The organism is Thermaurantiacus tibetensis, from assembly GCF_015354055.1.
Taxonomy (GTDB): domain Bacteria; phylum Pseudomonadota; class Alphaproteobacteria; order Sphingomonadales; family Sphingomonadaceae; genus Thermaurantiacus; species Thermaurantiacus tibetensis.
The window spans coordinates 178,665-205,526 of record NZ_JACHTM010000004.1 but is presented as its reverse complement, the minus strand read 5'-3'; the positions used below and the strand labels follow the sequence as shown (position 1 = coordinate 205,526).

Annotated in this window: 25 protein-coding genes; 15 read left to right on the top strand and 10 right to left on the bottom strand. The window is 74.2% G+C overall.

Going from position 1 to position 26,862, the window contains the following annotated elements; genetic code table 11:
- The first annotated feature begins 5 nt into the window (after nt 1-5).
- From pyrF to H3H34_RS11460, 6 genes are all read left to right on the top strand, one after another.
- Nucleotides 6-689, top strand: a complete 684-nt coding sequence (gene pyrF, locus H3H34_RS13725) for an orotidine-5'-phosphate decarboxylase (protein ID WP_194745423.1) — start codon at nt 6-8, stop codon at nt 687-689.
- Nucleotides 686-1,327 (top strand): phosphoribosylanthranilate isomerase, encoded by a 642-nt coding sequence (locus tag H3H34_RS11480; protein WP_194745562.1) that lies wholly within the window; start codon nt 686-688, stop codon nt 1,325-1,327. The genes pyrF and H3H34_RS11480 overlap by 4 nt, the downstream gene beginning before the upstream one ends.
- A complete protein-coding gene (trpB, locus tag H3H34_RS11475; RefSeq protein WP_194745422.1) occupies nt 1,320-2,537 on the top strand; it encodes a tryptophan synthase subunit beta in 1,218 nt (405 codons plus the stop codon). The genes H3H34_RS11480 and trpB overlap by 8 nt, the downstream gene beginning before the upstream one ends.
- An 80-nt stretch (nt 2,538-2,617) precedes the next feature.
- A complete protein-coding gene (gene trpA, locus H3H34_RS11470) occupies nt 2,618-3,430 on the top strand; it encodes a tryptophan synthase subunit alpha (protein WP_194745561.1) in 813 nt (270 codons plus the stop codon).
- 7 nt (nt 3,431-3,437) lie between these two features.
- A complete protein-coding gene (accD, locus tag H3H34_RS11465; protein WP_194745421.1) occupies nt 3,438-4,295 on the top strand; it encodes an acetyl-CoA carboxylase, carboxyltransferase subunit beta in 858 nt (285 codons plus the stop codon).
- Nucleotides 4,296-4,299: 4 nt separating this feature from the next.
- Nucleotides 4,300-5,580 (top strand): bifunctional folylpolyglutamate synthase/dihydrofolate synthase, encoded by a 1,281-nt coding sequence (locus H3H34_RS11460; protein ID WP_194745420.1) that lies wholly within the window; start codon nt 4,300-4,302, stop codon nt 5,578-5,580.
- Nucleotides 5,581-5,755: 175 nt separating this feature from the next.
- On the opposite strand, the gene H3H34_RS11455 is transcribed toward H3H34_RS11460, so the two are convergent.
- From H3H34_RS11455 to recF, 3 genes are read right to left on the bottom strand one after another with little or no spacing between them, the layout of a single operon-like run.
- On the bottom strand, nt 5,756-6,262 hold the full coding sequence (locus H3H34_RS11455; RefSeq protein WP_194745419.1) for a hypothetical protein: 507 nt from the start codon (nt 6,260-6,262) through the stop codon (nt 5,756-5,758).
- Nucleotides 6,231-8,636, bottom strand: a complete 2,406-nt coding sequence (gene gyrB, locus H3H34_RS11450) for a DNA topoisomerase (ATP-hydrolyzing) subunit B (RefSeq protein WP_194745418.1) — start codon at nt 8,634-8,636, stop codon at nt 6,231-6,233. Before gyrB ends, H3H34_RS11455 begins: the two co-directional genes overlap by 32 nt.
- Before the next feature lie 9 nt (nt 8,637-8,645).
- Nucleotides 8,646-9,767, bottom strand: coding sequence for a DNA replication/repair protein RecF (recF, locus tag H3H34_RS11445; protein ID WP_194745417.1), 1,122 nt, complete (start codon nt 9,765-9,767; stop codon nt 8,646-8,648).
- Between the two features lie 86 nt (nt 9,768-9,853).
- On the opposite strand from recF, the gene H3H34_RS11440 reads away from it, so the two are divergent.
- From H3H34_RS11440 to H3H34_RS11430, 3 genes are read left to right on the top strand one after another with little or no spacing between them, the layout of a single operon-like run.
- Entirely contained in the window at nt 9,854-10,156 is a 303-nt protein-coding gene (locus H3H34_RS11440; RefSeq protein ID WP_194745416.1) for a YggT family protein, read from the top strand.
- Nucleotides 10,157-10,168: 12 nt separating this feature from the next.
- Entirely contained in the window at nt 10,169-11,017 is an 849-nt protein-coding gene (folD, locus tag H3H34_RS11435; protein ID WP_194745415.1) for a bifunctional methylenetetrahydrofolate dehydrogenase/methenyltetrahydrofolate cyclohydrolase FolD, read from the top strand.
- Complete coding sequence (locus tag H3H34_RS11430) at nt 11,014-11,643, top strand: MarC family protein (protein ID WP_328831944.1); 630 nt, start codon at nt 11,014-11,016, stop codon at nt 11,641-11,643. The genes folD and H3H34_RS11430 overlap by 4 nt, the downstream gene beginning before the upstream one ends.
- On the opposite strand, the gene H3H34_RS11425 is transcribed toward H3H34_RS11430, so the two are convergent.
- The 4 genes from H3H34_RS11425 to H3H34_RS11410 all read right to left on the bottom strand — a co-directional run bounded on the left by H3H34_RS11425 (nt 11,640) and on the right by H3H34_RS11410 (nt 15,378).
- Entirely contained in the window at nt 11,640-13,214 is a 1,575-nt protein-coding gene (locus tag H3H34_RS11425; protein WP_194745414.1) for a hypothetical protein, read from the bottom strand. The genes H3H34_RS11430 and H3H34_RS11425 overlap by 4 nt on opposite strands.
- Nucleotides 13,215-13,296: 82 nt before the next feature.
- Nucleotides 13,297-13,974, bottom strand: coding sequence for a TPM domain-containing protein (locus tag H3H34_RS11420; RefSeq protein WP_194745413.1), 678 nt, complete (start codon nt 13,972-13,974; stop codon nt 13,297-13,299).
- Nucleotides 13,974-14,759: a TPM domain-containing protein gene (locus H3H34_RS11415; RefSeq protein ID WP_194745412.1), complete on the bottom strand. Its 786-nt coding sequence runs from the start codon at nt 14,757-14,759 to the stop codon at nt 13,974-13,976. Before H3H34_RS11415 ends, H3H34_RS11420 begins: the two co-directional genes overlap by 1 nt.
- Nucleotides 14,760-14,775: 16 nt before the next feature.
- The gene (locus H3H34_RS11410; RefSeq protein WP_194745411.1) at nt 14,776-15,378 is read right to left on the bottom strand and encodes a LemA family protein; all 603 of its coding nucleotides are present in this window, start codon (nt 15,376-15,378) and stop codon (nt 14,776-14,778) included.
- A gap of 104 nt (nt 15,379-15,482) precedes the next feature.
- Here H3H34_RS11410 and mscL point away from each other — a divergent pair, with 104 nt between their 5' ends.
- The gene (mscL, locus tag H3H34_RS11405; RefSeq protein ID WP_194745410.1) at nt 15,483-15,914 is read left to right on the top strand and encodes a large conductance mechanosensitive channel protein MscL; all 432 of its coding nucleotides are present in this window, start codon (nt 15,483-15,485) and stop codon (nt 15,912-15,914) included.
- Complete coding sequence (locus H3H34_RS11400; protein ID WP_194745409.1) at nt 15,911-16,381, top strand: META domain-containing protein; 471 nt, start codon at nt 15,911-15,913, stop codon at nt 16,379-16,381. The genes mscL and H3H34_RS11400 overlap by 4 nt, the downstream gene beginning before the upstream one ends.
- Here H3H34_RS11400 and H3H34_RS11395 read toward each other — a convergent pair.
- Nucleotides 16,378-16,890, bottom strand: coding sequence for a peptidylprolyl isomerase (locus tag H3H34_RS11395; RefSeq protein ID WP_194745408.1), 513 nt, complete (start codon nt 16,888-16,890; stop codon nt 16,378-16,380). The genes H3H34_RS11400 and H3H34_RS11395 overlap by 4 nt on opposite strands.
- Nucleotides 16,891-16,971: 81 nt before the next feature.
- Here H3H34_RS11395 and H3H34_RS11390 point away from each other — a divergent pair, with 81 nt between their 5' ends.
- Both H3H34_RS11390 and H3H34_RS11385 read left to right on the top strand, forming a co-directional pair.
- The gene (locus H3H34_RS11390) at nt 16,972-18,903 is read left to right on the top strand and encodes an autotransporter assembly complex protein TamA (protein WP_207790917.1); all 1,932 of its coding nucleotides are present in this window, start codon (nt 16,972-16,974) and stop codon (nt 18,901-18,903) included.
- The gene (locus H3H34_RS11385) at nt 18,903-23,114 is read left to right on the top strand and encodes a translocation/assembly module TamB domain-containing protein (RefSeq protein WP_194745406.1); all 4,212 of its coding nucleotides are present in this window, start codon (nt 18,903-18,905) and stop codon (nt 23,112-23,114) included. The genes H3H34_RS11390 and H3H34_RS11385 overlap by 1 nt, the downstream gene beginning before the upstream one ends.
- Nucleotides 23,115-23,181: 67 nt before the next feature.
- Here H3H34_RS11385 and H3H34_RS11380 read toward each other — a convergent pair whose 3' ends face one another.
- The gene (locus H3H34_RS11380) at nt 23,182-23,598 is read right to left on the bottom strand and encodes a hypothetical protein (protein ID WP_194745405.1); all 417 of its coding nucleotides are present in this window, start codon (nt 23,596-23,598) and stop codon (nt 23,182-23,184) included.
- 12 nt (nt 23,599-23,610) lie between these two features.
- Nucleotides 23,611-24,330 carry a GntR family transcriptional regulator gene (locus H3H34_RS11375; protein WP_194745404.1) on the bottom strand — a complete coding sequence of 240 codons (720 nt, stop codon included), beginning with the start codon at nt 24,328-24,330 and terminating at the stop codon, nt 23,611-23,613.
- A gap of 39 nt (nt 24,331-24,369) precedes the next feature.
- Here H3H34_RS11375 and H3H34_RS11370 point away from each other — a divergent pair, with 39 nt between their 5' ends.
- Both H3H34_RS11370 and H3H34_RS11365 read left to right on the top strand, forming a co-directional pair.
- Nucleotides 24,370-25,638, top strand: a complete 1,269-nt coding sequence (locus tag H3H34_RS11370; RefSeq protein ID WP_194745403.1) for an MmgE/PrpD family protein — start codon at nt 24,370-24,372, stop codon at nt 25,636-25,638.
- Complete coding sequence (locus H3H34_RS11365) at nt 25,635-26,858, top strand: MmgE/PrpD family protein (protein WP_194745402.1); 1,224 nt, start codon at nt 25,635-25,637, stop codon at nt 26,856-26,858. Before H3H34_RS11370 ends, H3H34_RS11365 begins: the two co-directional genes overlap by 4 nt.
- Nucleotides 26,859-26,862: the final 4 nt, after the last annotated feature.

Below are 26,862 nucleotides of genomic sequence, written 5' to 3'. Positions count from 1 at the left end.
CATCGGTGTCCTCGCCCCTCCATCTTGCGGTCGACACGACCGAGCGCGCGCGGGCCGAGGCCCTCGTCGCGGCCGCGCGGCCGCATCTGGGCGGCCTCAAGCTCGGGCTCGAGTGGTTCTGCCGGCACGGTCCGGAGGGGACCCGGGCGCTCGCCGAGGCCTCCGGCCTGCCGCTGTTCCTTGACCTCAAGTTCCACGACATTCCGAACACGGTCGCCGCCGCCGTCCGGGCGGTCGCGCCGCTTCGGCCTTCGATCCTCACCGTCCATGCGGGTGGCGGCCGGGACATGATGGCGGCCGCGCGCGATGCGGCGCCCGCAGCCACGCGGGTGGTGGCGGTGACCGTGCTGACCAGCCTCGACGATGCGGATCTCGCTGCTGCCGGCGTGGCCGGTGGCACGGCCGCGCAGGCCGAGCGGCTGGCCGGCCTGGCGCGGGCCGCCGGGCTCGACGGCTGCGTCTGTTCGCCGCACGAGGTCAGGGGCCTGCGCGCCGCCTGGCCCGAGGCGCTCCTCGTGGTGCCGGGTGTCAGGCCGGCAGGGGCCGGGACGCACGACCAGAAGCGGGTGATGACGCCGGCCGAGGCCCTCGCGGCCGGGGCCTCGGTGCTGGTGGTGGGCCGGCCGATCACCGCGGCGGCAGACCCGGCCGCGGCCGCAGCCGCGATCGCCGCGGAGCTCGGCTTCTGAGCGCGAAGGTCAAGATCTGCGGCCTGACAACGCCCGAGGCAGTCGAGGCCGCGGCGGCTGCCGATGCGCTGGGGTTCGTGTTCGTGGGCGCAAGCCCGCGCGCGGTCACGCCCGCTGCCGCGGCACCCCTCATCGCCCGCGCCCGCGCCCGCCGGCCCGGCGTGCTGCCCGTCGGCGTGTTCCAGGATGCCGACGATGCGCTTCTCGAAGCCGCCGTTGCGGCCGGCATCGGCGCCATCCAGCTCCATGGGCAGGAAGGCCCGGCGCGGCTGGCCGAGGTCAGGGCGCGCTTCGGGCTTCCGGTGTGGAAGGCGGCCGGGGTGCGCTCGGCTGCCGACATCCGCGCGCTCGCCCGCGACTTCGCCCACGCCGATGCCCTCCTCCTCGACGCCCGGGCGCCGGAGGGCGCAGCCATCGCGGGGGGCCATGGCCTTGCCTTCGACTGGCGGATCCTCGCCGGGGCGCGGCCGGCGATCCCCTGGATCCTCGCCGGCGGGCTTGCGCCGGAGACGGTAGCCGAGGCGATCCGGGTGACGGGCGCAACCTTCGTCGACGTCTCCTCCGGCGTGGAGGAGGCGCCGGGCGTCAAGTCGCTTGCGAAGATCGCCGCCTTCCTTAGAGAGGCCGGCCGTGGCTGACCGCGACCCCTCCCCCTCGCTCCGGACCGGGCCCGACGCGCGCGGCCACTTCGGTGCCTTCGGCGGCCGCTACGTCGCCGAGACGCTGATGCCGCTCCTCCTCGACCTCGAGGCGGCCTATGCAGAAGCCAAGGCCGACCCGGCGTTCCGCGCCGAGCTCGACCATCTTCTCGCCCATTACGTGGGCCGCCCCAGCCCGCTCTACTTCGCCGAGAAGCTGACGGACCACCTCGGCGGCGCGAAGGTCTATCTGAAGCGCGACGAGCTCAACCACACGGGCGCGCACAAGATCAACAACTGCCTCGGCCAGATCCTGCTGGCCAAGCGGATGGGCAAGACCCGGATCATCGCCGAGACGGGCGCGGGCCAGCATGGCGTTGCGACCGCGACGGTCGCCGCGCGCTTCGGGCTGCCCTGCGTCATCTACATGGGCGCGCGCGACATGGAGCGGCAGGCGCCCAACGTGTTCCGCATGCGCCTCCTTGGTGCCGAGGTGCGCGCCGTCGAGAGCGGCTCGAAGACCCTGAAGGACGCGATGAACGAAGCGCTCCGGGACTGGGTGACCAACGTGGCCGACACTTTCTACATTATCGGCACCGCGGCCGGCCCGCACCCCTACCCGGCGATGGTGCGCGACTTCCAGGCGGTGATCGGCGAGGAGGCGAAGGCGCAAATGCTCGCTGCCGAAGGCCGGCTTCCCGACCTCTGCGTCGCCGCCGTCGGCGGCGGCTCGAACGCGATCGGCCTCTTCCACCCCTTCCTCGACGACCCGGTCGAGCTCGTCGGCGTGGAGGCGGCGGGCAAGGGCCTCGAGAGCGGCGCGCACGCGGCCTCCATCAGCGGCGGGCGGCCGGGCGTGCTCCACGGCAACAAGACCTATCTCCTGCAGGATGCCGACGGGCAGATCCTCGACGCCCACTCCATCTCGGCCGGGCTCGACTACCCCGGAATCGGGCCCGAGCACGCCTGGCTCCACGCGATCGGCCGGGTGCGCTACGCAAGCGTGACGGACGCCGAGGCGCTCGAGGCCTTTGCCCTGCTTGCGCGCGTCGAGGGCATCATCCCGGCGCTCGAGCCGGCGCATGCGCTGGCGCATGTGGCAAAGGTTGCGCCGAAGATGGGGCGGGAGCGCATCATCCTCATGAACCTCTGCGGCCGGGGGGACAAGGACATCTTCACCGCCGCCGGGGCGCTGGGCGTCTCGCTGTGAGCGGCGCGGCGGCGGCGGCGGGGGGGGCGAGCGCCGAGGCGGGCGCCAAGGGGGCAGGCGCGGGGCCGGGCGGGGACCGGCTGGCGCGGCGGTTCGCTGGCGTTGCCCCGCGCGCGGCGCTCGTCACCTTCGTCTGCGGCGGGGACCCTTCGCCCGAACTCACGCCCGCCATCCTCGAGGCCCTCGTCGAGGGCGGAGCCGACATCCTCGAGCTCGGCATGCCCTTCTCCGACCCGATGGCCGACGGCCCGTCGATCCAGGCCGGCAACCTTCGGGCGCTGGGTGCCGGGGTGACGCTGGCCAAGCTGCTCGCGATCGTCTCGGGCTTCCGCGCGCGCGATGCCGAGACGCCGCTCGTCCTCATGGGCTATGTGAACCCGGTGCTTGCCTACGGGCCGGAGCGGTTCGCCCGCGACGCCGCGGCAGCCGGGGTCGACGGGGTGATCCTCGTCGACCTGCCGCCCGAGGAGGCCGACGAGGTGGCGCCCCACCTTGCGGCGCAAGGGCTCCATCTCATCCGGCTTGCCACGCCGACGACCGACGACCGGCGGCTGCCCACCGTGCTCGCGGGTGCCTCGGGCTTCCTCTACCATGTGGCGGTGGCCGGAATCACGGGCGCGAACAGCGCCGCGGAGGCCGAGGTGGCGGCAGCGGTCGCCCGACTGAAGGCCTCGACCCGGCTGCCGGTGGCAGTGGGCTTCGGCGTCAGGACTCCGGCGCAGGCGGCGATGGTGGCCGCCCATGCCGATGCGGTGGTGGTGGGCTCGGCGATCGTCGATCTCATCGGCGAGGCGGCAGCGCGCGGGGCGAACGACGTGCCGGGCGAGGTGCGCGCCTTCGTCGCGCGTCTGGCCGCAGCGGTGCGCGCTGCGCCGCGGAAGCTTGCGGCCTGAGGCGGCGATGAGCTGGCTGACCCGGGGGCGGGCGCGGATCCAGCAGATCCTCGGCCGCCGCGACGTGCCCGACAATCTGTGGACCAAGTGCCGCGGCTGCGGGACGATGCTCTACACCAAGGAATTCGAGGCGAACCTCTCGGTCTGCCCGGCCTGCGGCCACCATGAGCGGATCGGCCCGGCCGCCCGCTTCGCCCTGCTGTTCGACGGCGCCGTCTTCGAGCGGATCCCGGTCGAGATGCCGGCGGATGACCCGCTGAAGTTCCGCGACCTGAAGCGCTACCCCGAGCGCCTCAAGGCGGCGCGGGCGGCGACCGGCGAGGCGGATGCGCTGGCGCTGGCCAAGGGCACGATCGGCACGGTGCCGAGCGTCGTCGGCGTGCAGGACTTCGCCTTCCTCGGCGGCTCGATGGGCGTGGGCGTTGGCGCGGCCTTCGTGCGGGCTGCCGAGGTGGCGCTGGCCGAGCGGCGGCCCTTCGTGATGGTGACGGCAGCGGGCGGAGCGCGGATGCAGGAGGGCATCCTCTCGCTCATGCAGATGCCGCGCACGACGGTGATGGTGGCGCGCCTGAAGGAAGCGGGCGTTCCTTACGTGGTGGTGCTGACCGACCCGACGACGGGCGGAGTGACGGCGAGCTACGCGATGCTGGGCGACGTGCACATCGCCGAGCCGGGCGCGCTCATCGGCTTTGCCGGGGCGCGCGTCATCGAATCGACCATCCGCGAGAAGCTGCCCGAGGGCTTCCAGCGCGCCGAGTATCTGCTCGCGCACGGCATGGTGGACATGGTGGTGCGCCGGCACGAGCTGGCCGCGACGCTCGGCCGGCTGCTCCGGCACCTGACCCGCACGCCCGAGCCGGCCTGAGCCCGTGGCGACCGACTTCGCCCGCTCCGACGACCCGCTGCTCGACCGGCTGCTTCGGGCTGCCGGCAGCCAGCGGATCAGGGCGGCCGACCTTTCGCTCGCGCGGATCGACCGGCTGCTCGCGCGCATGGGCTCGCCGCACCGGAAGCTGCCGCCCGTGTTTCACGTGGCCGGCACCAACGGCAAGGGCTCGACCTGCGCGTTCCTGCGCGCCGGGCTCGAGGCGGCGGGGCTCAGGGTCCATGTGTTTACCTCGCCGCACCTCGTGCGCGTGAACGAGCGGATCCGGCTTGCCGGCACGCTGGTCACCGACGCCGAGCTTGCCGAGGCTCTGGGCGACGTGCTGCGGGTCAATGCCGGGCAGCCGCTCTCCTTCTTCGAGAGCCTGACGGCTGCGGCCTTCCTCCTCTTTGCCGCCACTCCGGCCGATGCCGTCGTGCTCGAGGTGGGGCTGGGCGGGCGGCTCGATGCGACCAACGTGGTCGAGGCCCCCCTCGTCACCGGGATTGCCGAGCTTTCGATGGACCATGTGGCGATCCTGGGGCCCACCATCCGCCACATCGCCGCGGAGAAGGCCGGCATCGCCAAGCGGGGCGTGCCGCTCGTCACCCAGCGCTATCCGCCTGCCGTTGCCGCGCGGGTGGCGGAAGTGGCGGCCCTTGCCGGCGCGCCCGTACTGGCGCGGGGCGAAGCGTGGGACGCGCGGAGCCCCGACGGGCAGCTCATGGTGGCCGTGGGGGAGCGGGAAGTCGTGCTGCCGGCGCCGCGGCTGGCCGGTGCGCACCAGGCCGACAATGCGGCGCTCGCGGTTGTCATGCTGCTGTCGCAGGCAGAGCTGCCCGTGCCGCAGGCGGCGCTCGTGGGGGCGATGCAGTGGGCGCAGTGGCCGGCGCGGCTCCAGCCCATCACGGGCGGGCCGCTCTTCGACCTGCTGCCCGAAGGCTCTCGCCTGGTGGTGGACGGCGGCCACAACCCGTCGGCGGCGAAGGCCATCGCCGCCTGGGCAGCGCGCCAGGACGACGGGCTGCCGCTGGTGGTGGTGCTCGGCATGCTCGAGACCAAGGACCGCGAGGCGTTCCTGAAGGGCCTTCCGCCGGAGGCGCGGCGGATCGGCGTGCCGGTTTCGGGCCACCGGCACTGGCCGCCGGAGACGCTGGCGGCCGAGACTGCGCCCGATCTCGAGGCGGCCTTCCGCCGCGTGACCGCGCCGGCGCGGGTGCTGGTGGCCGGTTCGCTGCACCTGGCCGGGGAGTTCCTGAAGCGGAACGGCCCGCTGCCGGCCTGACCCTGGCGGCGCGACCGGGCGCCCCGCGTCTGCTCCGGCCCGCTGGCGCCTTCTGGCAGCGCGTGCCGGTCTCGGTGCCGCCCGTCCCCGGCGCGACCTTGCGCAGGCGCCGCGGCTGCCCTGGCGGCTTCCGGGCGCTGGCCCGCCCCGGCCCCTGCCGCCGGCGCCGCTCGCGCTAGAGGCGGCAGCGCTTCTCGCGCGCGATCCCGCGAAGGTACCCGCGGCGGGCGAGCCCCGCCTCGATCGCCTGCTGACGGCGCCGCTCGGCAGCCGCCGCGCCCGTCACCTCGCGTACGAGGCCTTGGAACGGGATGGCCGACGACACGCCGGCCCGGAGCCCGGCCTTGGCGAGCTGTTCCTCGCGGCTTTCGCCGGGCGGTGCCGGGTCTCCCCAGTCGGGCCCGAGGAGGGCGGTGAGCTGGGCGATGCCAAGGCGCAGCTCGGCGCAGCTTGCCGTGCCGTCCCGGTGGTAGGGGTTGGACAGCAGCTTCTCGAGAAGCTCGGGCACCCGCGTCGGCACGATGCCGAGGTCCCGGCCGGGCTGGGCGAGGATCTCGGCCACGTCCTTCACCAGCGGGTCATCCGCCTCCCGGGCCTCCTGGGCCGCCGCCGGTGCGGCGAGGAGCAGGGCGGCAAGGAGGAGGCGCGCGCTAGATGTCGAGGTTGGCGACCGAGAGGGCATTGGCCTGGATGAATTCGCGGCGGGGCTCGACGACATCGCCCATGAGCTGGCTGAAGGTCTCGTCGGCCTGGGCGGCATCGCCGATCTCGACGCGGAGCAGGGTGCGCGCGGCGGGATCGAGTGTCGTCTCCCACAGCTGCTCGGCGTTCATCTCGCCAAGGCCCTTGTAGCGCTGGATGGCAAGGCCCTTGCGCCCTGCCTCGAGCACGGTGTCGAGGAGTTCCGAGGGCGTGCGCACGGCGGTCGAGCCCACGCGGGCCGGGCGGGCCCAGGCGGCCGCCTGCTCGGCAGCGAGCGCGTGGAGCTTCATGGCCTCGGCGCTGATGAGGAAGGCGCGGTCGATGACGTGGGCGTCGGTGACGCCGCGGTCGGTGCGCGAGAGGAGGAAGCCGCCCTCGGCTCCGCGTGAGACCGTCCAGCCGGGCGCGCCGGCGTTGAGCCAGGCGGCGAGCCGGTCGGCGGTTGAAGGGTCGGCCTCGGCGCCGGGGGCGAGCGCGCCGGCAAGGGCGAGCGCTTCGACGAGGCGCGGCGGGTAGCGGCGCGGCACGTAGCGCATGAGCCGGCGCATCCGCCGGGCGTGCTCGACGAGGCGGGCGAGATCCTCGCCGGCCAGGGTCTCGCCGGAGGCGAGGGTGAGCGCGAGGCCCTCGAGCCCGGCGTCGGCGAGGTAGCGGTCGAGCGCGGCCTCGTCCTTGAGGTAGACCTCCGAGCGCCCGCGGGTCACCTTGAAGAGCGGCGGCTGGGCGATGAACAGGTGGCCGGCGCGGATGAGGTCGGGCATCTGCCGGTAGAAGAAGGTGAGGAGGAGGGTGCGGATGTGGGCGCCGTCCACGTCCGCGTCGGTCATGATGATGATCTTGTGGTAGCGGAGCTTCTGGAGGTTGAACTCGTCGCGGCCGATGCCGGTGCCGAGCGCCTGGATGAGGGTGCCGATCTCCTTGGATGAGAGCATGCGGTCGAAGCGGGCGCGCTCGACGTTCAGGATCTTGCCCCGGAGCGGGAGGATGGCCTGGAAATGGCGGTCGCGGCCCTGCTTGGCCGAGCCGCCTGCGGAGTCGCCCTCGACGATGAAGAGCTCGGACTTCGCCGGGTCCTTCTCCTGGCAGTCGGCGAGCTTGCCGGGCAGCGAGGCAACCGAGAGCGCCGACTTGCGGCTGGCCTCGCGGGCCTTGCGCGCGGCCTCACGGGCGATGGCGGCCTCGATGATCTTGGCGATGATGGCCCGGGCCTCGGCCGGGTGCTCCTCCAGCCAGTCGGAGAGGCGGTCGGCCATGAGCGACTCGAGCGGCTGGCGCACCTCGGAGGAGACGAGCTTGTCCTTCGTCTGCGAGCTGAACTTGGGGTCGGGAAGCTTGACCGAGATGACGGCGGTCAGTCCCTCGCGCATGTCGTCGCCGGTGAGCGAGACCTTCTCGCGGCGGAGCAGGCCCGACTTCTCGGCATAGGCGTTCAAGGTGCGGGTGAGCGCGGCGCGGAAGGCAGCCATGTGGGTGCCGCCGTCGCGCTGGGGGATGTTGTTGGTAAACGCGAGGACCTGCTCGTAGTAGCCGTCGTTCCACTGGAGGGCCACCTCGATGCCGATGCCGTCGCGCTCACCGGAGATGGCGATCGGCTCGGGCATGAGCGGCGTCTTGCCGCGGTCGAGCCACTTCACGAAGGCGACGAGCCCGCCCTCGTAGAGGAAGTCCGACGTGCGGTGCTCGGCGTGGCGGGCGTCGGTGAGCGTGAGGCGCACGCCCGAGTTGAGAAACGCGAGTTCGCGGTAGCGGTGCTCGAGCCGCTCGAAGTCGAACTCGATGCCGGTGCGGAACGTCTCGAGCGAGGGCAGGAAGGTGATCTCGGTGCCGCGCCGGTCGCCCTGCGGGCCGACGACCTTGAGCGGCTCCTCGGGCACGCCCCGGCGGTAGCGCTGGACATGCTCGTGGCCGTCGCGCCAGATGCGGAGCTCGAGCCAGTCGGAAAGCGCGTTCACCACCGAGACTCCGACGCCGTGGAGGCCGCCGGAGACCTTGTAGCTGCCGCCGGCCTCGTTCGCGAACTTGCCCCCCGCGTGGAGCTGGGTCATCACCAGCTCGGCGGCCGAGACCCCCTCTTCGGGGTGGATGCCAGTCGGGATGCCCCGCCCGTTGTCCCTGACCGTGACCGAGCCGTCGGGGTTCAGGCGGATCTCGATCCGGTCGCAGTAGCCGGCGAGCGCCTCGTCGATCGCGTTGTCCGAGACCTCGAAGACCATGTGGTGGAGGCCAGAGCCGTCGTCGGTGTCGCCAATGTACATGCCCGGCCGCTTGCGCACGGCCTCGAGGCCCTTGAGGACCTGGATCTGCTCTGCACCGTAGCTGTCTTGCGCCTCGTCCGGGCGCCGGGCCGTCGCCATGGGCAGACCCTAGGGACACCGCGCCGGAAAGGCCAGAGGCGGGTTCGGGACCGGCTGCACGGAACCCGCCTCGATGCGGAAGCGGGCGGCCTCGAGCGGCTCGAAGAGCGCCACGTCGGTGCCGGTGAGCCAGGCCTGGCCGCCGAGCGCCTCGAGACGGGCGAAGAGCGCGCGCCGGCGGTCCGGGTCGAGGTGGGCGGCGGCCTCGTCGAGGAGGAGGATCGGCGGCGCGCCGCGCGCCTCGGCCACGAGCCGCGCCTGGGCAAGGAGGATGCCGAGGAGGAGGGCCTTCTGCTCGCCGGTCGAGGCGAGCGCGGCCGGGCGGCCGTCGGGGAGGAGGTGCACTGCAAGGTCGTCGCGGTGGGGCCCGACGGTGGTCCGGCCGGCGGCGCGGTCGGCCGCGCGGGAGGCTTGGAGCGCGGCGCCGAGGTCGGCGTGGTCGGGCAGGGGGGCGAGCGCGCCTTCCGGAAAGGCGGGGTCGGCATCTGCCTCGAGGCGGGCGGCAAGCCGCGCCACGGTATCGGCGCGGGCGCGGGCGAGGGCCTCGCCATGGGCGGCCATCTGCGCCTCGAGCGCTGCGAGCCACGAAGGGTCGGGAGGGGCAGGGTCCGCGAGCAGCCGGTTGCGCTGCCGGAGCGCTGCCTCGTAGCGGCTGGCGTGGCCGGCATGGCCGGGGTGGAGGGCAAGGGTCAGGCGGTCGAGGAAGCGGCGCCGGGCGCTTGCCGCCTCGGCGAACAGCCGGTCCATCGCCGGCGTCGCCCAGAGGAGCGCGAGCCACTCGGAGAGACGCGCAAGCGGGGCGGCGGCGGCGTTGCTGCGCAGCTGGCGGCGCTCGGGCGCCTCGGCTGTGGCGAAGGTCTCGAGCGCAACCGGCGGCAGCTCGGGTGTGGTGGCGAGCTCGGCACGCACGCGGAAGCCGCCCGGCCCGTCGGCGCGCGCCATCTCGGCAAGCGTGGCCCCGCGCAGGCCCCGCCCCACCGAGAGCAGCGACAGCGCCTCGAGCAGCGCGGTCTTGCCCGCGCCGTTCGGGCCGAAGAGCACGACGGCAGGCGCGCTGCCCGGCTCGAGCCGGGTCGCGCGGTGGTTGCGGAAGTCCCGGAGGGCAAGCGAGAGGATGGCCGGGCGCGCCATGGGCTCCGGCCGGCCTCTAGCCGCGGGGGGCGGGAGCGGCTAGAGGCGAAGGCCCTCGTTCCACGGCCCGGACGGACCGCGCTTCCATGAACACGCTTGCCGGCCTCCTCGACTTCCTCGTCTACGTGCTCCAGCTCCTCGTCTGGCTCATCATCATCCAGGCGGTGCTGTCGTGGCTCGTCGCGTTCAACGTGGTGAACATGCGCAACCGGTTCGTGGCGACCGTGGTCGACGGCCTCGACCGCCTGCTCGCGCCCCTGCTGGCGCCCATCCGGCGGCGGATGCCCGACCTGGGGGGCATCGACTTCTCGCCGCTCGTCGTCATCCTCGCCATCGTCCTCGTCCAGCGGCTGCTTCAGGGGCTGGCGATGGACCTGCGCCTGCCCTGACGCCCGCGCCCCGTGCAGCTCATCGACGGCAAGGCGGTGGCCGCCGAGGTCCGCGCGGAGGTGGCCCGCACGGTGGCGGCGCGGCGCGCAGACGGCCGGCGGCCGCCGGCACTCGCCGTGGTGCTGGTGGGCGACGACCCGGCCTCCCACGTCTACGTGCGGAACAAGGTGAAGGCCTGCGCCGAGACCGGCATCCGCTCGGAGGAGCACAGGCTTGCCTCCGATGTCGCCGAGGCCGAGCTTCTGGCGCTGGTGCACCGGCTCAACGCCGATCCGGAGGTGGACGGCATCCTCGTCCAGCTTCCGCTGCCGCCGCAGTGCGACGCCACGCGCGTCATCGAGGCGATCGACCCGGCCAAGGACGTGGACGGCTTCCACCCCGTGAACGCCGGGCGCCTCGCGCTCGGGCTTCCCGGCTTCGTCCCCTGCACGCCGGCCGGGTGTCTCAGGCTCCTCAAGACCGTGCATGCCGATCTTGCCGGGGCCGAGGCGCTCGTCATCGGCCGGTCCACCATCGTCGGCCGGCCGATGGCGGCGCTGCTCGTGGCCGAGAGTGCGACCGTCACCATCGCCCATTCGCGGAGCCGCGACCTTCCCGCGCTCGTCGGCCGGGCCGACATCGTGGTGGCGGCGGTGGGCCGGCCGGAGCTGGTGCGCGGGGGCTGGCTCAAGCCGGGTGCGACCGTCATCGATGTGGGCATCAACCGGGTTACGGGGCCTGACGGCCGGGCGCGGCTGGTGGGCGATGTCTGCTTCGCCGAAGCCGCCGCGGTGGCGGGCGCCATCACCCCGGTGCCCGGCGGCGTGGGGCCGATGACGATCGCCTGCCTGCTCGAGAACACGCTGAAGGCTGCGGCGTGACGCTGCCGCTCGACGCCTTCGTCTCGGCGTTCGTGACGCTTCTCGTCATCGTCGACCCGCCCGGCTGCGCGCCCATCTTCGCGAGTCTCACCGGGCACGCGAGCCCGGCGCAGCGGCGGGCGATGGCGGTGCGCGCGGTGCTGGTGGCAACCGGGATCCTCCTCTTCTTCGCCCTCCTCGGCCAGCCCTTCCTCGGCGCGCTCGGAATCGGGCTGCCCGCCTTCTCGATCGCAGGCGGCATCCTTCTCTTCCTGTTCGCGACCGACATGATCTTCGAGAAGCGCACCGAGCGCCGCCAGGCCCGCGCCCGCGACGTGGTGGCGCGCGAGGTGGAGGATGTCTCGGTCTTCCCCATGGCCATCCCGATGATCGCGGGGCCTGGCTCGATCGCGACCATCATGCTGCTCGTCGCCCGCGCCCGCACGCCCGCGGAGCATGCGGCCGTCTACGCGGCGCTCGCGCTCGTGCTCCTTCTCACCCTGGCCGCCCTGCTCGCCGCCCGCCCGCTCATGGCGCTGCTCGGCGAGCGGGTGGAGGCGATGATCACCCGCCTGCTCGGCGTGATCCTGGCGGCGCTTGCCGCCCAGATCGTCGTGGATGGCGTGAAGGCGGCCTTCGCGCTCTAGGAACCGCCGAGCCGCGCGCGCGCCGCGGCAAGGCGCGTGGCGACGGCATCGGCCGCCTTCGCGCAGTCGGCGCAGCCGCTGGCGACGCAGGCCCGGCGGGCCTCGGCGAGATCGCGCTCGGCATCGGCCAGAAGCCGGGTGTTGCCGCTGCGCTCGGCGATCGCGATCTCGGTCTCGATCCGCCGGGTTTCGGCATGGGCCCACATGTGGGGGTCGCGACTGCGCGTATGCGTCTTGAGCGCCCGCGCGATCGCAGCGCGCGACGCCTCGAAGTCGGCCATGCCTTCGCCCCATTCGCCGCGCCGGCGCAGCGCAACGGCAAGGGCCTCCCAAGTGTCGGCGCGTTCCGTGGCGTCGGGAATGGCTGCCTCCCGCGCCAGTGCTGCCTGGAGCAGCCGAATGGCGATCGCGGTGCTCGCGGGGTCGGGAGGTGCCGCGTGGTGGACGAGGTCGCGGCCGGTCGAGGCCCGCAGGCGGGCGGCCAGATCCCGGCTGCCGAGGGCGTCGAATCGCGTTCCGCCAAGCTCGGCGAGCGCACCGGCCTCGGCGCGCATGGCCGGATCCTCCGTCCGCTGCGCCTGCTTCGAGTGCGCATCGGCGGCGCGCAGCGCAAGGATGGCGCAGGTTTCGGGCTGGCGAGGCGGGGCACAGTCCCGCGCCGCGGCGGCCACCCGGGCAAGCCCGGCCGGGTCCTCGGGCGGAGGCGGGCTCCTGAATGCGACAAGGAGCGGGTGCTCTGGATCCTCCCGGCTCCGCGAGACGTCCTTCAACGCCTCGCGGTAGAGGCCGACCGCCTGGTCGAGGGCGTCGACGTCGCCGGTCCGTTCCTCGAGCCCGCCCAGCACGGCGCCGAGCTTCAGCGGGAATGCCGGGTCCAGCGCGCGGGCGCCGGCGGCGCCGAGCGCGGCCTCGACCGCCCGGTAGGCTGCGGCCGCCCGCTGCAGCAGCGCGGGGTTCGGGTCGCGGAAGCCATAGTAGCCGACCGAATCTCCCTCCGCGAGGCGGATGCCGGCCCAGGTCTTCGGGCTCTGGGGCGGAAGGTCCGAGCCTTGCCCGGCCGCGATCGCGCCATCGAAGGCGGCCAGCACCTCGGCCTTGCGGCCAAGCGTCTGCTGCGTGCGATCTTCCACGGCGAGCCGCTCCCCGAGCCTGGCGGCGGCGATGGCGTAGACTTCCGGGCCGAGCGCGGGGTCGGCGGCAGCGATGGCCTCGGCGAGCTGGCGCGTGGCCTCGACATAGCCGGGTGGCAAGGTGCCCGGGCGGAGCGCAAGACGGCTGCTGTCATGCTCGTTCTGGGAGACCCGCAACTGCGCCGCGAAGAGCGCAAGCTGCATCCGCTCCCTGGGGTCGGCCGTCTTGCGTGCCAGATCGTCGAGAATCGCCGCGCCCTCGGCCCATCTGCCGCGGTTCCGAAGCTCCATGGCGCGCGCATACTCCGGCGTTGCCGTGACCGGGCGCTCGGCCCGTGGGGCGCGCGGGCCGGCCTCTGGCGCGGCAGGGGCGGGCGCTCCGGCCAGCGTCGCCGCGACCGCCGCGACGACTCGAAGCGCCGAAGGCACGAACTGGCGCATGGCCCTCCCCGAACCTAAGATTTAAGAAATATAACCTTTGCTCGTCCGCCATGCAACGGCACCGTTGCGACAGGCGCGTGTGCTAGAGTTCGATCAGGCGGTTGGGGAGCTCGTCGCGGTTACGCGCGGATGGCGGGAAGTGGGCGGCGAGCGTGGCGCCGATGACCCCGACCGCGCGGACGAAGCCGGCGGCGAGATCGCCGCGCGCGGCCTCCTCGAGGAGGGCGGCGTCGGCCTCGGCCCAGACCTCGGGCGAGACCTTCGCGTAGATGCCCTCGTCGGCGACGATCTCGGTCATGTGGTCGTGGAGCGAGACGAAGACGAGCACGCCGGTGCGGGCCTCGGTGAGGTGGATGCCGCGGGCGAGGAACTGCTTGAGCGCGAGCTCGTGGACTCGCGCCCGGCGCATGGCCTCGGGCGCGTAGCGCTGGGCCAGCGGCGTCTGCCGGAGGACGAGGACGGCGGCGAGGAACACCAGCACCTGGGCGGCCGCGTAGAGCTCGACGGTGGCAAGGTCGGGCAGGGTCTCGCCGGGGGCCTGCCACGAGGGCAGGAAGGCGTCGCGCCAGGCGGTGGGGCCGAAACCGGCAAGGGTGGCGAGGAAGGGCAGGAGGAAGGCGAGCGCGGCGGCGAGCGCCAGCACCCACTCGAGGTAGACATGGGCGTCGCGGTCGAGCACGCAGACGATCTCGCCTGAGGTCTTCGCCTCGGCCTCGGCGATCGCCGCTGCCACCCGCGCATGGCCTGCCTCGTCGAGCATCACCACCCTCCGCTCGCGCCGCCGCCGCCGAAGCTGCCGCCGCCGCCCGAGAAGCCGCCCCCGCCGAAGCCGCCGCCGAAGCCGCCGGGCCTGCCGCCGCCCCAGCCCGGGCCCCAGACGATGATGGGACCGGCCGGGCCGCGCCGCCGGCCTCGTCCCCCACCTCCGCCGCCGCCCCCTCCGGTTCCCACGACCAGCCAGATGACGGCGACGAGGATCAGGAAGAACAGGATGGTTCCCACCCCCGCGTCGTCTCCCGAGCCGCTTGCGCGCGCGGCCTGCGCGCGCCGCTCGGCCTCCTCGGGCGGGAGTTCCAGCTGCTCGACGAGCGCCTGGGTTCCGGCCTCGATCCCGCCGGCGAAGTCGCCCGCGCGGAAGCGCGGCAGGATCTTCTCCTGGATGATGAGGGCGGAGAGCGCGTCGGTCAGCACCGGCTCGAGGCCGTAGCCCACCTCGACCCTGACGCGCCGGTCGTTGGGCGCGACGATCAGGATGGCGCCGTTGTTCGCGCCCTTCTGGCCGATCCCCCAGGCGCGGCCGAGCCGGTAGCCGTAGTCGGCGATGTCGAGCCCCTCGAGGTCGGGGATGGTGGCCACCACAAGCTGGGTGCCGCCGGTTGCCGCCTCGAGCGCGGCGAGCCGCGCCTCGATCCGCGCCTCGGCCTCGGGCGGAAGCAGGTTGGCGGCATCGACGACCCGGCCGGTGAGCTTCGGGAAGCTCTGCGCCTGCCCTGGCCCGGCGAGCGGGCCAAGCAGCAGCAGGAGGAGGGCGAGAAGCAGGCGCACGCGGCCCCGGCCGCGCTCAGCTGCCGAACTTCACTTCCGGTGCGCGGTCGGCGTTGGGGGCCGTCGCTTCGAACGGGGCCTTGGGTTCGGCGCCGTAGATGACCTTTGCCGCGACGATCGCCGGGAAGGTGCGGATCGTGGTGTTGTAGTCCTGCACGGCCTGGTTGTAGTCGCGCCGGGCGATCGCGATCCGGTTCTCGGTGCCTTCGAGCTGGGCCTGGAGCGCGAGGAAGTTCTGGTTGGACTTGAGCTCCGGATATTTCTCGACGACGAGGAGGAGCCGGCCGAGCGACTGCGAGAGCGCGCCCTGCGCCTCGCCGAACCGCTGGAGCGCGGCCGGGTCGCCGAGCTGGTCGGGCGAGACGGTGACCTGGGTGGCGCGCGCGCGGGCGTTCGTCACCTCGACGAGCACGTCCTTCTCCTGCTTGGCGAAGCCCTCGACGGTGGCGACGAGGTTGGGGATGAGGTCGGCGCGGCGCTGGTACTGGTTCTGCACCTCGCCCCAGGCGGCCTTGACCGCCTCCTCCTTGGTGGGGACGGTGTTGATCCCGCAGCCCGAGAGCGCGAGCGCGAGGCTCGCGGGAAGAACGAGGCGCAGGATCGTACGCAGGATCGTCATGCGGCTTCTCCGTCCTGGCGCCGGGTGGCGCCGGTGCGCGTTTGGCGCTAGCACGGTCGGGCGGCGCTGTCTCTAGCGGCGGCGCGGGTTGCGGGGGAAGGTCGATGCTCGAGGAGTTCAAGGCGTTCATCAACCGCGGCAACGTGCTCGATCTCGCGGTTGCCGTCATCATCGGGGCGGCGTTCGGCGCGATCGTCACCTCGCTGACAGAGGATCTCCTCATGCCCGTGATCGCGGCCGTGACCGGCAGTCCGGACTTCTCCAACCTGTTCGTGCGTCTCGGGCCGGTTCCTGCCGGCTACGCCGGCGCGGCGGATGACTATGCCGCGCTCAAGGCCGCGGGCGTGCCGATGCTGGGCTATGGCGCCTTCCTGACCAAGCTCCTCAACTTCCTCATCATCGCCTTTGCCGTGTTCCTGCTTGTCAAGCAGGCCAACCGGCTGATGCCGCGGAAGGAGGAGGCGCCGCCGGCGGAGCCTGCCGACGTGGTCCTGCTGCGCGAGATCCGCGATCTTCTGAAGGAGCAACGGTCATGAGGCATGTCGGCGTTCTGGTGCTGGCGGCGCTTGGCGCGGCGTGCGCGCCGGTCGACAGCGGTGCAGGCAGTGCAGGCAGGGGAGAGGCCGTGACGAAGGCGGCGGAGCCGACGGCGGCGGGCGTTCCGGCCGCCCTCGACCGGGAGTGGGCGGTGTTCGAGCTTGGCGGCGAGGCCGTCACGGGCCGGAGCCCGACCATCGGCTTCGGGGACGGGCGGGTGTTCGGCTTTGCAGGCTGCAACCGCTACACTGGGCCGGTCGGCTTCACCGGGGGGGACGGCATCCGGGTGGGCGCTGCGGCCATGACGATGATGGCCTGCCCCGAGCCGATGATGGCGCTCGAGCAGCGGTTCGCGCAGGCGCTCGAGGCGGTTTCGCGCTGGCGGGTGGCCGACGGCGTGCTCGAACTCCTCGGCGCCGACGGCCGGGTCGTCGCCCGGGCGCGGCCGGCGCCTCCGGCCTCCTAGGCGCCCGCGCCGTCCGCCGCGCCGGCTGGCACCACCCGCATCGCGCGGATCACCCCGGGGTTGCGGGGCGGTTCGCCGGCGGGCAGGGCATCCACATGGTCCATGCCGGAGACGACCTCGCCCCAGACCGTGTACTGGCCGTCGAGGAACCGGGCGTCGGCGAAGCAGATGAAGAACTGGCTGTTGGCGCTGTGCGGCGCGGAGGTGCGCGCCATGGAGCAGACGCCGCGCACATGAGGTTCCGCCGAGAATTCGGCCCGGAGGTCGGGCAGGTGCGAGCCCCCGGTGCCGCGGCCGTGCGGGCAACCGGCCTGGGCCATGAACCCCGGGATGACGCGGTGGAAGACGATGCCATCGTAGAAGCCGGCCGCCGCCAGTGTCTTCATCCGCTCGACATGGGCGGGCGCGAGGTCGGGGCGGAGGCGAATGCGGACGGTGCCGGTATCGAGCACCATCTCGAGCATCTCGTCTCCGGCCGGCGCTGCGGCGGCCTGTGGCGTCACGGTCATCAGCGGGTCCTCCGGCTGCTCGAGGGCCTGTGGCAGGAGCGGCGGGGCAGGTCAAATCCCGGCCCGGTTCTCTCGGCCGGGTTGCTCGTCGCGCTTGCCGCGCCGGTCTGCGCCGATCCGCCTGGGCCGTCGCCCGAGGTGTCGCCCGCAGAAGAGGCCGCGCCCATCGAGATCCCTCCGCTGCCGCCGCCCGACCCCGAGCTCTTCGCGCCGCTCGCCCCTCTCGAGGACCTCGCCGACACTGACGTCCGCGCTCTCGTCGGCGAGCGGGCGCCTGACGTCGCGCTTCGCACCCGGCTCGAGGTGACCGGCCTTCGGGCGACCGGGACCGAGGCCGAGTATCGTGCGCAGTCGACGCTGTGGCGCGGCCAGGCCGAGCCGCTGACGGCGCTCGAGCTTGCCAACCGGCTGCGGACCGACGAGCGGCTCCTTCTCGACCTCCTCGCCTCGGAGGGCTGGTTCGCGCCCGCGGTGACCGCCAGCATCGCCGAGCGGGAGGGCCGGCGCGACGTCACCATCCGTGTCGAGCCGGGGCCGCGGTACGTCTGGCGCGAGATCGCGATCGACGCGGTGCCCGAGGGCCGGCCCGACCTGGTTGCCGACTTCGACCTCATGCCCGGCGCGCCGCTCCGGCTTTCCGAGGTGGAGGAAGCGGAGGCGCGCTACAAGCTCCGGCTGGCCGATGCGGGCTTTCCCTTCGCCGACCTCGGCCCGCGGGACATCGTGATCGACGACGAGGCGCGCAGCGGCGACTATCTGCTGACCGGAATCCTTGGCCGGCCGGCGGTGTTCGGGGCCATCCGCCTCACCGGTCACCGGCCGTTCGACGAGGCCCATGCCGCGGTCATCGCCCGGTTCCGCGAGGGCGAGCCCTGGTCGGGCGCGCTCCTCGAGGACTTCCGTCGCGCGCTCGTCGCCACCCGCCTGCTTTCGGGCACGGTGGTGACGCCGGTGGACAGCGGCCGCGTCGACGCCGAAGGCCGGACCATCGCCGATCTCGAGGTCTCGGGCGAGCCCGCCCCGCGGCGGAGCCTCTCCGGCCAGATCGGCTATTCGACCGACGAGGGGGTGCGTGCCGAGGCGCGCTGGCAGAACCGCAACTTCTGGAAGCCCGAGGGCAGCCTCACGCTGCGCGGGGTGCTGGGCACGCAGGAGCAGCGGCTTGCCGCTGATGTCCGCAAGGCGAACTTTGGCCGCCGCGACCGGTTCCTGCTCTTGGGCACCGAGGTGGTGAACGAGGACCGCCCGGCGTTCGCCGCGACCGCGTTCCGGATCGGCGGCTCGATCGGCCGCGAGTCCACGCCCATCTGGCAGAAGCGCTGGGTGTGGGAGGGCGGGGTGGAGTTTCTCTACTCGCGCGAGCGCGAGAAGGGCACGCCGCTCGCCGACGACAGCCGCGACAGCTACACCATTCTCGCCTTCCCCGGGGGCGGCGGCTACGACGGCTCGGACGATCTCCTCGACCCCACGCGGGGCTTCCGGGCCAGCCTGCGCCTCTCGCCAGAGGCGTCGTTCCAGGCCGGCAACTTCGAGGCCTATGCCCGGCTCCAGGGGGACGCCAGCGCCTACCTCCGCGCGGCCGAAGCTCTGGTGCTGGCCGGCCGGGTCAGGCTCGGCAGCATCGTCGGCACGGCGCGGCAGAACATCGCGCCGACGCGGCGCCTCTACGCCGGCGGCGGCGGCTCGGTCAGGGGCTATGCCTTCCAGGGGATCGGCCCGCAGACCCCCGATTCCAACGGCGACCTGCGACCGATCGGCGGGCGCGGCCTGTTCGAGACCAGTCTCGAGGCCCGGCTGCGGCGCGGCGACTGGGGTCTCGTCGCCTTCGTCGATGCCGGCCAGCTCGAGGAAGGCCCGCGGCCCCGCCTCGATTCCCTGCGCTTCGGCACCGGGCTCGGCGTGCGCTACTACACGAGCTTCGGCCCGCTCAGGCTCGACCTTGCCAGGGCGATCGACCGCCGGCCAGAGGACCCGCAGGTGGTGCTCTACATCTCGATCGGCCAGGCCTTCTGATGGCAGGCCCCCTGCCCCCCGATGACCCGCCCCCGCCCCCGCCCCCGCCCGCGCCCGGCGCCGCGCGCCCGCGCCGGCGCTGGCCGATCGTGTTCGCCCTTTTGCCCCTTCTGCTGCTGGCGGCGGCGGCGGGCCTTGCCTGGTTCGCCTCCGAGACGCAGGCGGGGCGCGACCTCGTTGCCCGTCGCCTGCTGCCGCGCCTCGTGCTCGAGAACGGGCTCTCCGTCACCGCGGAGCGGATCGAGGGCAGCCTCCTTGCCGCGCCGCGCCTCCAGGGCGTCGCGCTTCGCGACCAGGACGGGGTGTTCGCAACGGCGCCGCGAGTCGAGCTCGACTGGTCGGCTCGGGCGCTTCTTGGCGGGCGGATCCGGCTTGCCCGGCTCGAGGCCGAGGAGGTGAGATTGCTGCGCCTGCCGCGCCTCATCCCGGCGCCGCCCGAGGAGCCGCTCCTGCCCGACATCCGCCTTTCGATCGAGCGGTTCGCGGTGCGGCGGCTCGTGGTCGAGGAAGCGGTCGCCGGTGTTGCCGAGACGGTGGCGCTTGCCGGCCGGATCGCGCTTGCCGACCGGGTGCTCGTGCTGGCGCTCGACGCCGCCGGCACGAAGGGCGACCGGCTGCGGCTCCTGGTCGACGCCGCGCCCGATGCCGACCGGTTCGACCTCGAGGGCGCGGCCTCGGGGGACCCGGGCGGGCTTCTCGTCGCCGCGCTCGGCCTTGCCGCGCCGGTCCGGCTCGACCTCTCGGGCGAAGGCGGCTGGGCGCGCTGGCAGGGCGTGCTCAACGCCCGGGTGGGGCCCGAGCCCGTGGCGACGCTCGGCATCTCGGCCCGGTCGGGGGCCTTCCAGGTGACCGGCACGCTCCGGCCTCGTCCCCTCCTGCCCGAGGCGCTCGCCGGGCGGCTCGGCGACGCGCTGGCGGTGGACGCCGCGGCCGCGCCCGCCGGCGAGGCGACCGACCTCAGGCTTGCGATCGCGGGCGACGGCCTCGGCCTTTCCGCCCGCGGCCGGCTCGACCGCAGGCGCGAGCGCCTCTCTGGCGGCAACGTCCGGCTCGAGCTGGCCGACCCGGGGCGCCTCCTCGAAGGAGTGACCGGCGAGTCGCTCTCCCTCGAGGCCGCGCTCGAAGGGCCGGTCCGGGCGCTCGAAGGCACGTGGCGCCTCGAGGCGCCCCGGCTGCGGCTTGCCGACGGCAGCGCGGCACCCCCGGGGCTCGACGGGCTCGCCGGCGAGGGGGCGCTCCGCTGGGAGGCAGGCCGCCCGGTGGTGCCCTTCGTCCTGACGGCCTCGCGCGCTGTCGGGTTCGACCCGGCGCTCGCCGATCTTCTTGCCGCGCCACGCCTCGCCGGAACCCTCCGCCCGGCGCCCGACGGCTTCACGGTGCCCGACCTCCGGCTCGAGACCGCCGCGGCGCGGGCCGAAGGGCGGCTGCTGCTGCCGGCGGGCGGGCGGTGGCAGCTCGAGGCGCGGGCTGAGGTGCCGCGCCTTGCGCTTGCCGGGGGAACGGCGGTTGGCGCGTCCGTCACCGTGCGCGCGGCGCCCGACGCGCGGGGCGAGACGCTGGCCTCCGGCACGCTGGCGCTCCGGGCGCTTGCCCTGCCCGAGGGCGCGCGCCGCCAGCTCGGCGGGCTGCCGCAGGCGGCGGGCACGTGGCGCTGGAGCGGCGGCGAGGGCGTTCTGCGCATCGCCGACGGCCGCGTCGCGGCGCCCGCGCTCCAGCTCGGCGGGATCGTGCTCGACTATGCGCTCGAGACGGGGAGGTTCACGCTCGCCGCCTCGGGCACCAGCGCCTACGGGCCGGTGGCGCTCGCCGCCTCGGGCACCGCTGCCGCGCCGCGGCTCGAGCTCAGGCTGGCAGAGCCCGGCCTCGGCCTCGCGCTTGCGGACGTGCTCCTCTCCGCGGTGCCGGTGGACGGCGGCTTCGCGCTTGCCGTCTCGGGGAGCACGCCGCAGGGGCCGCTTGCTGCGTCGGGCCGGCTGCTGCTGCCGGCCGAGGGGCCGCTCGCGCTCGAGCTTGCCGAAGCGTCGCTTGGCGGCGTGCGCGCCTCCGGCCTTCTGGTGCAGGACGCAGAGGGGCCCTTCGTCGGCCGGCTCGGCGTGAGCGGCGACGGCCTCGACGGCACGCTCGACTTCGTGGCCGAAGGCCGGCTGCAGCGGATCGTCGCCTCGGGGACCGCGGCGCAGGCGCGCCTGCCGCTTCCCGAGCCGGTCATCATCGGCGCCGGAACCCTCGACGCCTCGGTGCTGCTGGCGGAGGGCGGGCCGCGCCTCTCCGGCAGGGTCTCGGGGCGCAACATCGTGCGTGGCGGGCTGCGGCTCGGCGAATTCTCGGCCGACGGGACTCTGACCGAGGCGGGCGGCGAGGGGACGGTGTCTGGCGCCGGTCTCTGGCGCGGGCGCATGCTGCGTGGAAGCGCCCGCGTGACGCAGGACGCCTCCGGCTACGGCTTCGGATTCGAGGGCCGCTACGGCGAGCTTCCTTTCCGCCTTGCGCGGCAGGCGCGGCTCGTGCGCACGGCCGACGGCTGGCGCCTCGAGCCGGCCCGCATCGTGCTGCCGCGCGGCCACGTCGACGTGGCCGGGAGCCTCGGCCGCCGAAGCGCCCTCCGGCTTGCCCTCGTCGGCATCGATCTGGCCGAGGCGCGCCTCGCCGACCGCACGCTTGCCGTGCGCGGGCGTATCGACGGCCAGCTGGACCTGGTGCTCGCCGAGGGCGATGCGCTGCCGACCGGCCGGGCGCGCCTCGTGGTGCGCGAATTCTCGCGGCCGTCGCCGGGCGATGCCCTGCCCATGATCGACCTCGACCTCGAGGCGACGAGCGGGCGGGAGGGACTGGCTGTCGGCGCGCGGCTCTCCGGCAGCCGCGGCTCGACCGGGCGCCTGGTGCTGCGGCTGCTGCCCGGCGCCGGCGCGACCGTGGTCGACCGGCTGCTCGCGGGTGCCATCGCGGGGGGCGTGCGCTACGCCGGCCCGGCGGAGACGCCCTGGTCCTTCCTCGACGTGCCCGACCAGGAGCTGACCGGCGCCATCGGGCTTGCCGCCGACTTCGGCGGCACGCTGGGCGCCCCGCGCATCACCGGCGGCATCCGCGGCCAGGGGCTGGCCTACCGCAACCTCGCGTTCAACACGCGCCTTGCCGATATCGCCGTGGAGGCCGCCTTCGATGGGCCGGTCCTGCGGCTTTCGCGGCTTTCGGCGCGGGCGGATGGCGGCACGCTTGCCGGCAGCGGCACCGTCAGGCTCTCGGCCGAGGGCGCGGGCGCGGTCGACCTCGCGTTCCGCCTCGACAAGGCACTCCTTGCCGACAGCCCGACGGTCAAGGTCGTCGCCTCCGGGCCGGTGGCGCTCACCGGCACGCTGGCGGCTGCGACGCTCTCCGGCGCGCTCGAGATCGATTCGGGCGTGATCCGGCTGGGCCAGTACGAGGCGACGGCCGCGGCGGCTGTTCCGGTCAGGCGCAAGGGCGAGGCCGCGCTTCCACCCGCGGCGCGGGACGCCGGCGGGGGGCTGCGCTACGATCTCCGCGTGACGGCGCGCGACAGCGTGAAGGTGGACGGGCTTGGCCTCGACAGCTTCTGGGGCGCGCGGGTGCGGATCACGGGCACGGCCGCTGCGCCGAAGCTCTCGGGCGAGGCCGTGCTGGCGCGGGGCACCTACGACTTCGCGGGGCGCGCGTTCGAGATCCGCCGGGGCCGGATCGGCTTCACCGGGGCGCCGCTCGACTCGACGCTCGACATTCAGGCCAGCTCGCGCTCGGAAGGGTTCGAGGCCGGAGTGCGCATTGCCGGCACGGCCGCCCGGCCGGAGATCGGCTTCACCTCCTCGCCGCCGCTCCCGGAGGACGAGGTGCTCGCCCGGCTGCTGTTCGGAACCTCGGTCGCCGACCTCAGCGTCACCGAGGCCGTGCAGCTGGCAGCAGCGCTTGCGTCGCTGCGGGGCGGAAGCGGCGGGTTCGACCCCGTCGGCCGGCTGCAGCGCGCCTCCGGCATCGACCGCATCCGCCTCCAGGGCGGAGACGAGCGGACGGGCCTTGGCACGGCCGTCGCCTTCGGCGAGCGCATCGGCCGGAACCTCTACGTGGAGGTGGCGACCGACACGGCGGGCAATGCGCTCACCCGGATCGAGCTTGCGCTTACCCGGGTGCTGGGTGTGCTTGCCGAGGTGACCACGCTCGGCAACGCCAGCGTCAACCTGCGCTACGCGCGGGATTACTGACGACCCGGCGTGCCGCCTGCCGGGGCCGGCCGCTTACGCCGGCACTGAGGCTCCCTGGCGCGCCCGGTCAGTCGTCGGTGGGCTCGGTTGCGGTGCGCAGCGCCTCGCGCGCGGTGCGGAACGCGCCGAGCACGTCGATGCCCTGGGTGCAGCCGGTGGCGCCGCCCGGCCCGACCGTCGAGCAGCTGCCGATGCCGGTTGCGGCATCGCGGCCGCTCGCGAGCTGCGCCCGGTTCGCCGCCACATTGTCCTCGCGCGCGATGGTGGCGGCGCGCTCGGCCTCGCGCAGCTCGCGGGGGATCCGGTAGCGCTCCTCCTCGGGGCGCCTTGCGCAGACGATGATCTCGTCCGGGTTCTCCGACTTGGGGCACGGGTCATCGCCGTAGACGAGGACGGTGCGCGTGCGGTAGGTGCCTTCCTGTGCAAGCGCAGGCACCGCGTTGAGTATGGCGAGCGCCACGCCCGCAAGGCAGAACCGGATCATCGGCGGCATCCTTCAGCCCGAGGTTTCCACCATGTAGGTGAAACGCTCGCCCGGGTGAACCGAGCATGACATCTCGACGAGCGAATCCCCGTCCTCGAAATAGTGGCGGATGATCCTGAGACAGGCGGCGCCCCGGCCGATGCCGAGCAGGCCTGCCTCCGCGGCGGTGGCATTCACGGCCTGGATCTCCTGGGTGACGCGGGTGATCCGGAGACCTGCCAGCCGGGCAAGCTGGGAGAAGAGCGCCTCGTGGCCCGATTCGAGCCGGTCGACGACGGGCGCGAAACGAGGGTGGAGATAGGCGTCGGTGACGGCGATGGGCGCGGCCGCGCCGTCCATCACCCGGATGCCCCTCACATGGAGCCAGGGCTCGCCGGGTGGCCGGCCGAGGAGCGCCGCTTCGGGCGCCCTGAGGGACACGGGGCGCGCCGGCGAGATCTGGAAGCTCGAGGCCGCAGCATACTGGAGGAGTGCGCGCGTGTCGGCGAGCGCCTGGCGGAGCGCGGGCCTGCCGTCGGCCACGCGGGTGCCGGAGCCGCGCCGGCGGCGGATGAGGCCCTCGCCCGCAAGCGCCCGGAGCGCTTCGCGCACGGTGAAGCGGGAGACGCCGAACGCGGCGCTGAGCTGCGCCTCGGTGGGAAGCGGGTCCCCCGGCTTCAGGCGCCGGGCAAGGATGTCAGCGCGCAGCTGGCTTGCCAGGACCGCATAGCGGGGGACGGTGCGCTCCGACATGGCTTGCCCTAGCGCGGCAGCTGGCCCTAGGGCAAGCAAATGTCCGGACAAGTGCCGACGGTTGCCGAACGTCTGGTCGAACGCGCGCTGCGGCCGGTCGCAGCCGAGGCGCGGGAGCGCGCGCGCCTCCATCTCCTCGACTGGCTGGCCTGTGTCGCCGGCGCGCGCTGCTCCGACGTGGCGGCGATGGCGCGCCTTGCCGAGCCCGACACGCTGACGCGCGCCGCGCTGCTCGGCAACCTCCTCGAGATGGACGATGTCGACCGGCAGGCGCGGCTCCACCCCGGGCCGGTCATCTGGCCGGCCGCCCTTGCCGCCGCGCGCGAGGCGGAGGCGCCGATGGCCGCTCTCCTCGACGGGTTCGTCGCCGGGGTGGAGGCGATGGTGGGGCTTGGACGGACGCTGGATGACCATCACTACCGCTTCTGGCACCCGACCGCGACGGCGGGGCAGGCGGGTGCGGCGGTGGCGGCAGCCCGTGTCCTCGGGCTCGAGGCCGGGGCGACGGCGGACGCGATGGGCCATGCCGTCTCGCTGGCCGGGGGCCTCTGGCAGCTCCGGCACGAGCCGGGCGTCCATACCAAGGCGATCCACGCCGCGCAGGCGGGGCTGGCCGGCCTGTGGCACGCGCGGCTGGCGCGTGCCGGCCTGCGGGGCCCGCGCGCCATCCTCGAGGGGCCGCAGGGCCTCTGGGCGGCGACGACCCGGGCGCCGCGCGCGCTCGCGCCCACCGAGGGCTGGCGGCTGTTCGAGCTCTCGCTGAAGCCCTGGCCCGCCTGCCGCCATGCCCACCCCAGCATCGATGCCGCGCTCGCCCTGCCGCGCGAGGCGCTGGCCGAGGGGCCCATCCTGGTCGAGACCTATGGGGACGCGCTCGCCTTCTGCGACCGCGCCGAGCCGCGGACCGAGGGCGAGGCCAAGTTCTCGCTGCAGCATTGCGTGGCGGTGGTGGCCGTGCGCGGCCGGCCGGGGATGGCGGACTTCCTCCCCGAGGCGATCGCCGACCCGGCGCTCGCGGCGGCCCGCGCGCGGGTGACCTGCAGTGTCGCCGAGCCCTTCGCTTCCGCCTATCCCGCCCATTATGGCGCGCGCGTGGTGGCCGGTGGCGCGGCGGCCGAAGTGGCCGATGCCTGGGGCGACCCGGAGAACCCGCTTTCGGCGGCCGATGTCGAGGCGAAGCTGCGCGCGCTCGTGGCCTGGGGCGGCCTTGAGGCGGAGGAAGCCGATGCTGCGCTTCGATGCTGCGCGGCAGGGGATGCGGAGCCGGTTGCGCCGCTTCTCGACCTCGTCGGGCGGTGGGTGGCATGAGCCTGCTTGCGCGCCTTGCGGAATTCGCCTGCGGCCACCGGCCGGAAGGCGAGGCATGGGCGGCGACCGAGCGGCTGGTCCGCGACACGCTCGCCGTCAGGCTGGCGGGGCTGGCCACTCCGGCGGCGCGGCAGGTGGAAGCGGCGGTGGGCCCGGGTGCGCTCATCGACGCCTTTGCCATCCACTGCCTCGAGTGGGATGCCGTGCACGAGGGGGCGGTGGTGCACGCCATGTCTGCGGTGACGGCCGCAGCGCGGGCGCTCTGTCACCGCGAAGGCGTGCGCGACCGGGACGAGGCGCTTGCTGCCATCGCTGCCGGAGTCGAGATCGCCTGCCTGCTGGGCGTGGCAGCGACGAGCCCGCTTGCCTTCTTCCGCCCGGCGACCGCCGGCGCAGTGGGCGCAGCGGCTGCTGCCGGGCGGCTCCTTGGCCTCTCCCGCGAGCGCATGGCGCATGCGCTGGCGCTCGGCGTGGCGCAGGCCTGTGGCACGATGCAGGCGCATGTCGAGGGCTCGGTGGCGCTCCCGCTCCAGGTGGGGTTCGCAGCGCGCGCCGGTGTCGCGGCGGCCGATCTGGCGGCGGCGGGGCTCGAGGGGCCACGGGGCGCGCTCGACGGGCCGTTCGGCTATTTTCCGCTGTTCGACCGCGGCGATGCGGCGCCGCATCTCGGCGGGCTTGGCGCGCGGATCGCCGAGATCAGCGTGAAGCCCTGGCCGTCGGGGCGGGCGAGCCATGGCGTGCTCGATGCCATCGCCCGCGTGCAGGCCGCGCACCCGGGGGTGGAGATCGTGGCCATCGCGGCGCGGGTTCCGCCGCTGGTGCTGCGCCTTGTCGGCCGGCCGTGGGAGCGGGAGATGGCACCCGCCCGCGCCCGGCTGTGCCTGCCCTTCCTGGTTGCGCTCATGCTGCGCGACGGCCGCATCGACCCGCGCGCCTTCACGCCGCAGGCCTTCGCCGACCCGGCGCTCATCGCGCTCGGCGCGCGCCTCGCGCTTGCCGACGACGGCAACCCCGACCCCAATGCGCTCATCCCCCAGCAGGTGACGGTTACGCTTGCCGGGGGCGCGCGCGTCGAGATCGCGCTTCCTGCCGTGCGGGGAAGCCCGGAAGCGCCGCTCTCGCCTGCCCAGCAGGCTGCGAAACAGGCCTTCGCGCTCGAGCTCGGCGGCGCGCGGCCCGACCATGACCCGCTCGACGACCTTCTGCCCCTGCCCGGATGACAGC

Bases quoted from the DNA above. Each gene is read 5' to 3' on its own strand.
- accD (WP_194745421.1), top strand. From the start codon at position 3,438: ATGAGCTGGCTGACCCGGGGGCGGGCGCGGATCCAGCAGATCCTCGGC.
- H3H34_RS11455 (WP_194745419.1), bottom strand. From the start codon at position 6,262: ATGCCCTCTCGGTCGCCAACCTCGACATCTAGCGCGCGCCTCCTCCTT.
- gyrB (WP_194745418.1), bottom strand. From the start codon at position 8,636: ATGGCGACGGCCCGGCGCCCGGACGAGGCGCAAGACAGCTACGGTGCA.
- recF (WP_194745417.1), bottom strand. From the start codon at position 9,767: ATGGCGCGCCCGGCCATCCTCTCGCTTGCCCTCCGGGACTTCCGCAAC.
- H3H34_RS11440 (WP_194745416.1), top strand. From the start codon at position 9,854: ATGAACACGCTTGCCGGCCTCCTCGACTTCCTCGTCTACGTGCTCCAG.
- H3H34_RS11425 (WP_194745414.1), bottom strand. From the start codon at position 13,214: ATGCGCCAGTTCGTGCCTTCGGCGCTTCGAGTCGTCGCGGCGGTCGCG.
- H3H34_RS11420 (WP_194745413.1), bottom strand. From the start codon at position 13,974: ATGCTCGACGAGGCAGGCCATGCGCGGGTGGCAGCGGCGATCGCCGAG.
- H3H34_RS11410 (WP_194745411.1), bottom strand. From the start codon at position 15,378: ATGACGATCCTGCGTACGATCCTGCGCCTCGTTCTTCCCGCGAGCCTC.
- mscL (WP_194745410.1), top strand. From the start codon at position 15,483: ATGCTCGAGGAGTTCAAGGCGTTCATCAACCGCGGCAACGTGCTCGAT.
- H3H34_RS11400 (WP_194745409.1), top strand. From the start codon at position 15,911: ATGAGGCATGTCGGCGTTCTGGTGCTGGCGGCGCTTGGCGCGGCGTGC.
- H3H34_RS11395 (WP_194745408.1), bottom strand. From the start codon at position 16,890: ATGACCGTGACGCCACAGGCCGCCGCAGCGCCGGCCGGAGACGAGATG.
- H3H34_RS11385 (WP_194745406.1), top strand. From the start codon at position 18,903: ATGGCAGGCCCCCTGCCCCCCGATGACCCGCCCCCGCCCCCGCCCCCG.
- H3H34_RS11380 (WP_194745405.1), bottom strand. From the start codon at position 23,598: ATGATCCGGTTCTGCCTTGCGGGCGTGGCGCTCGCCATACTCAACGCG.
- H3H34_RS11375 (WP_194745404.1), bottom strand. From the start codon at position 24,330: ATGTCGGAGCGCACCGTCCCCCGCTATGCGGTCCTGGCAAGCCAGCTG.
- H3H34_RS11370 (WP_194745403.1), top strand. From the start codon at position 24,370: ATGTCCGGACAAGTGCCGACGGTTGCCGAACGTCTGGTCGAACGCGCG.
- H3H34_RS11365 (WP_194745402.1), top strand. From the start codon at position 25,635: ATGAGCCTGCTTGCGCGCCTTGCGGAATTCGCCTGCGGCCACCGGCCG.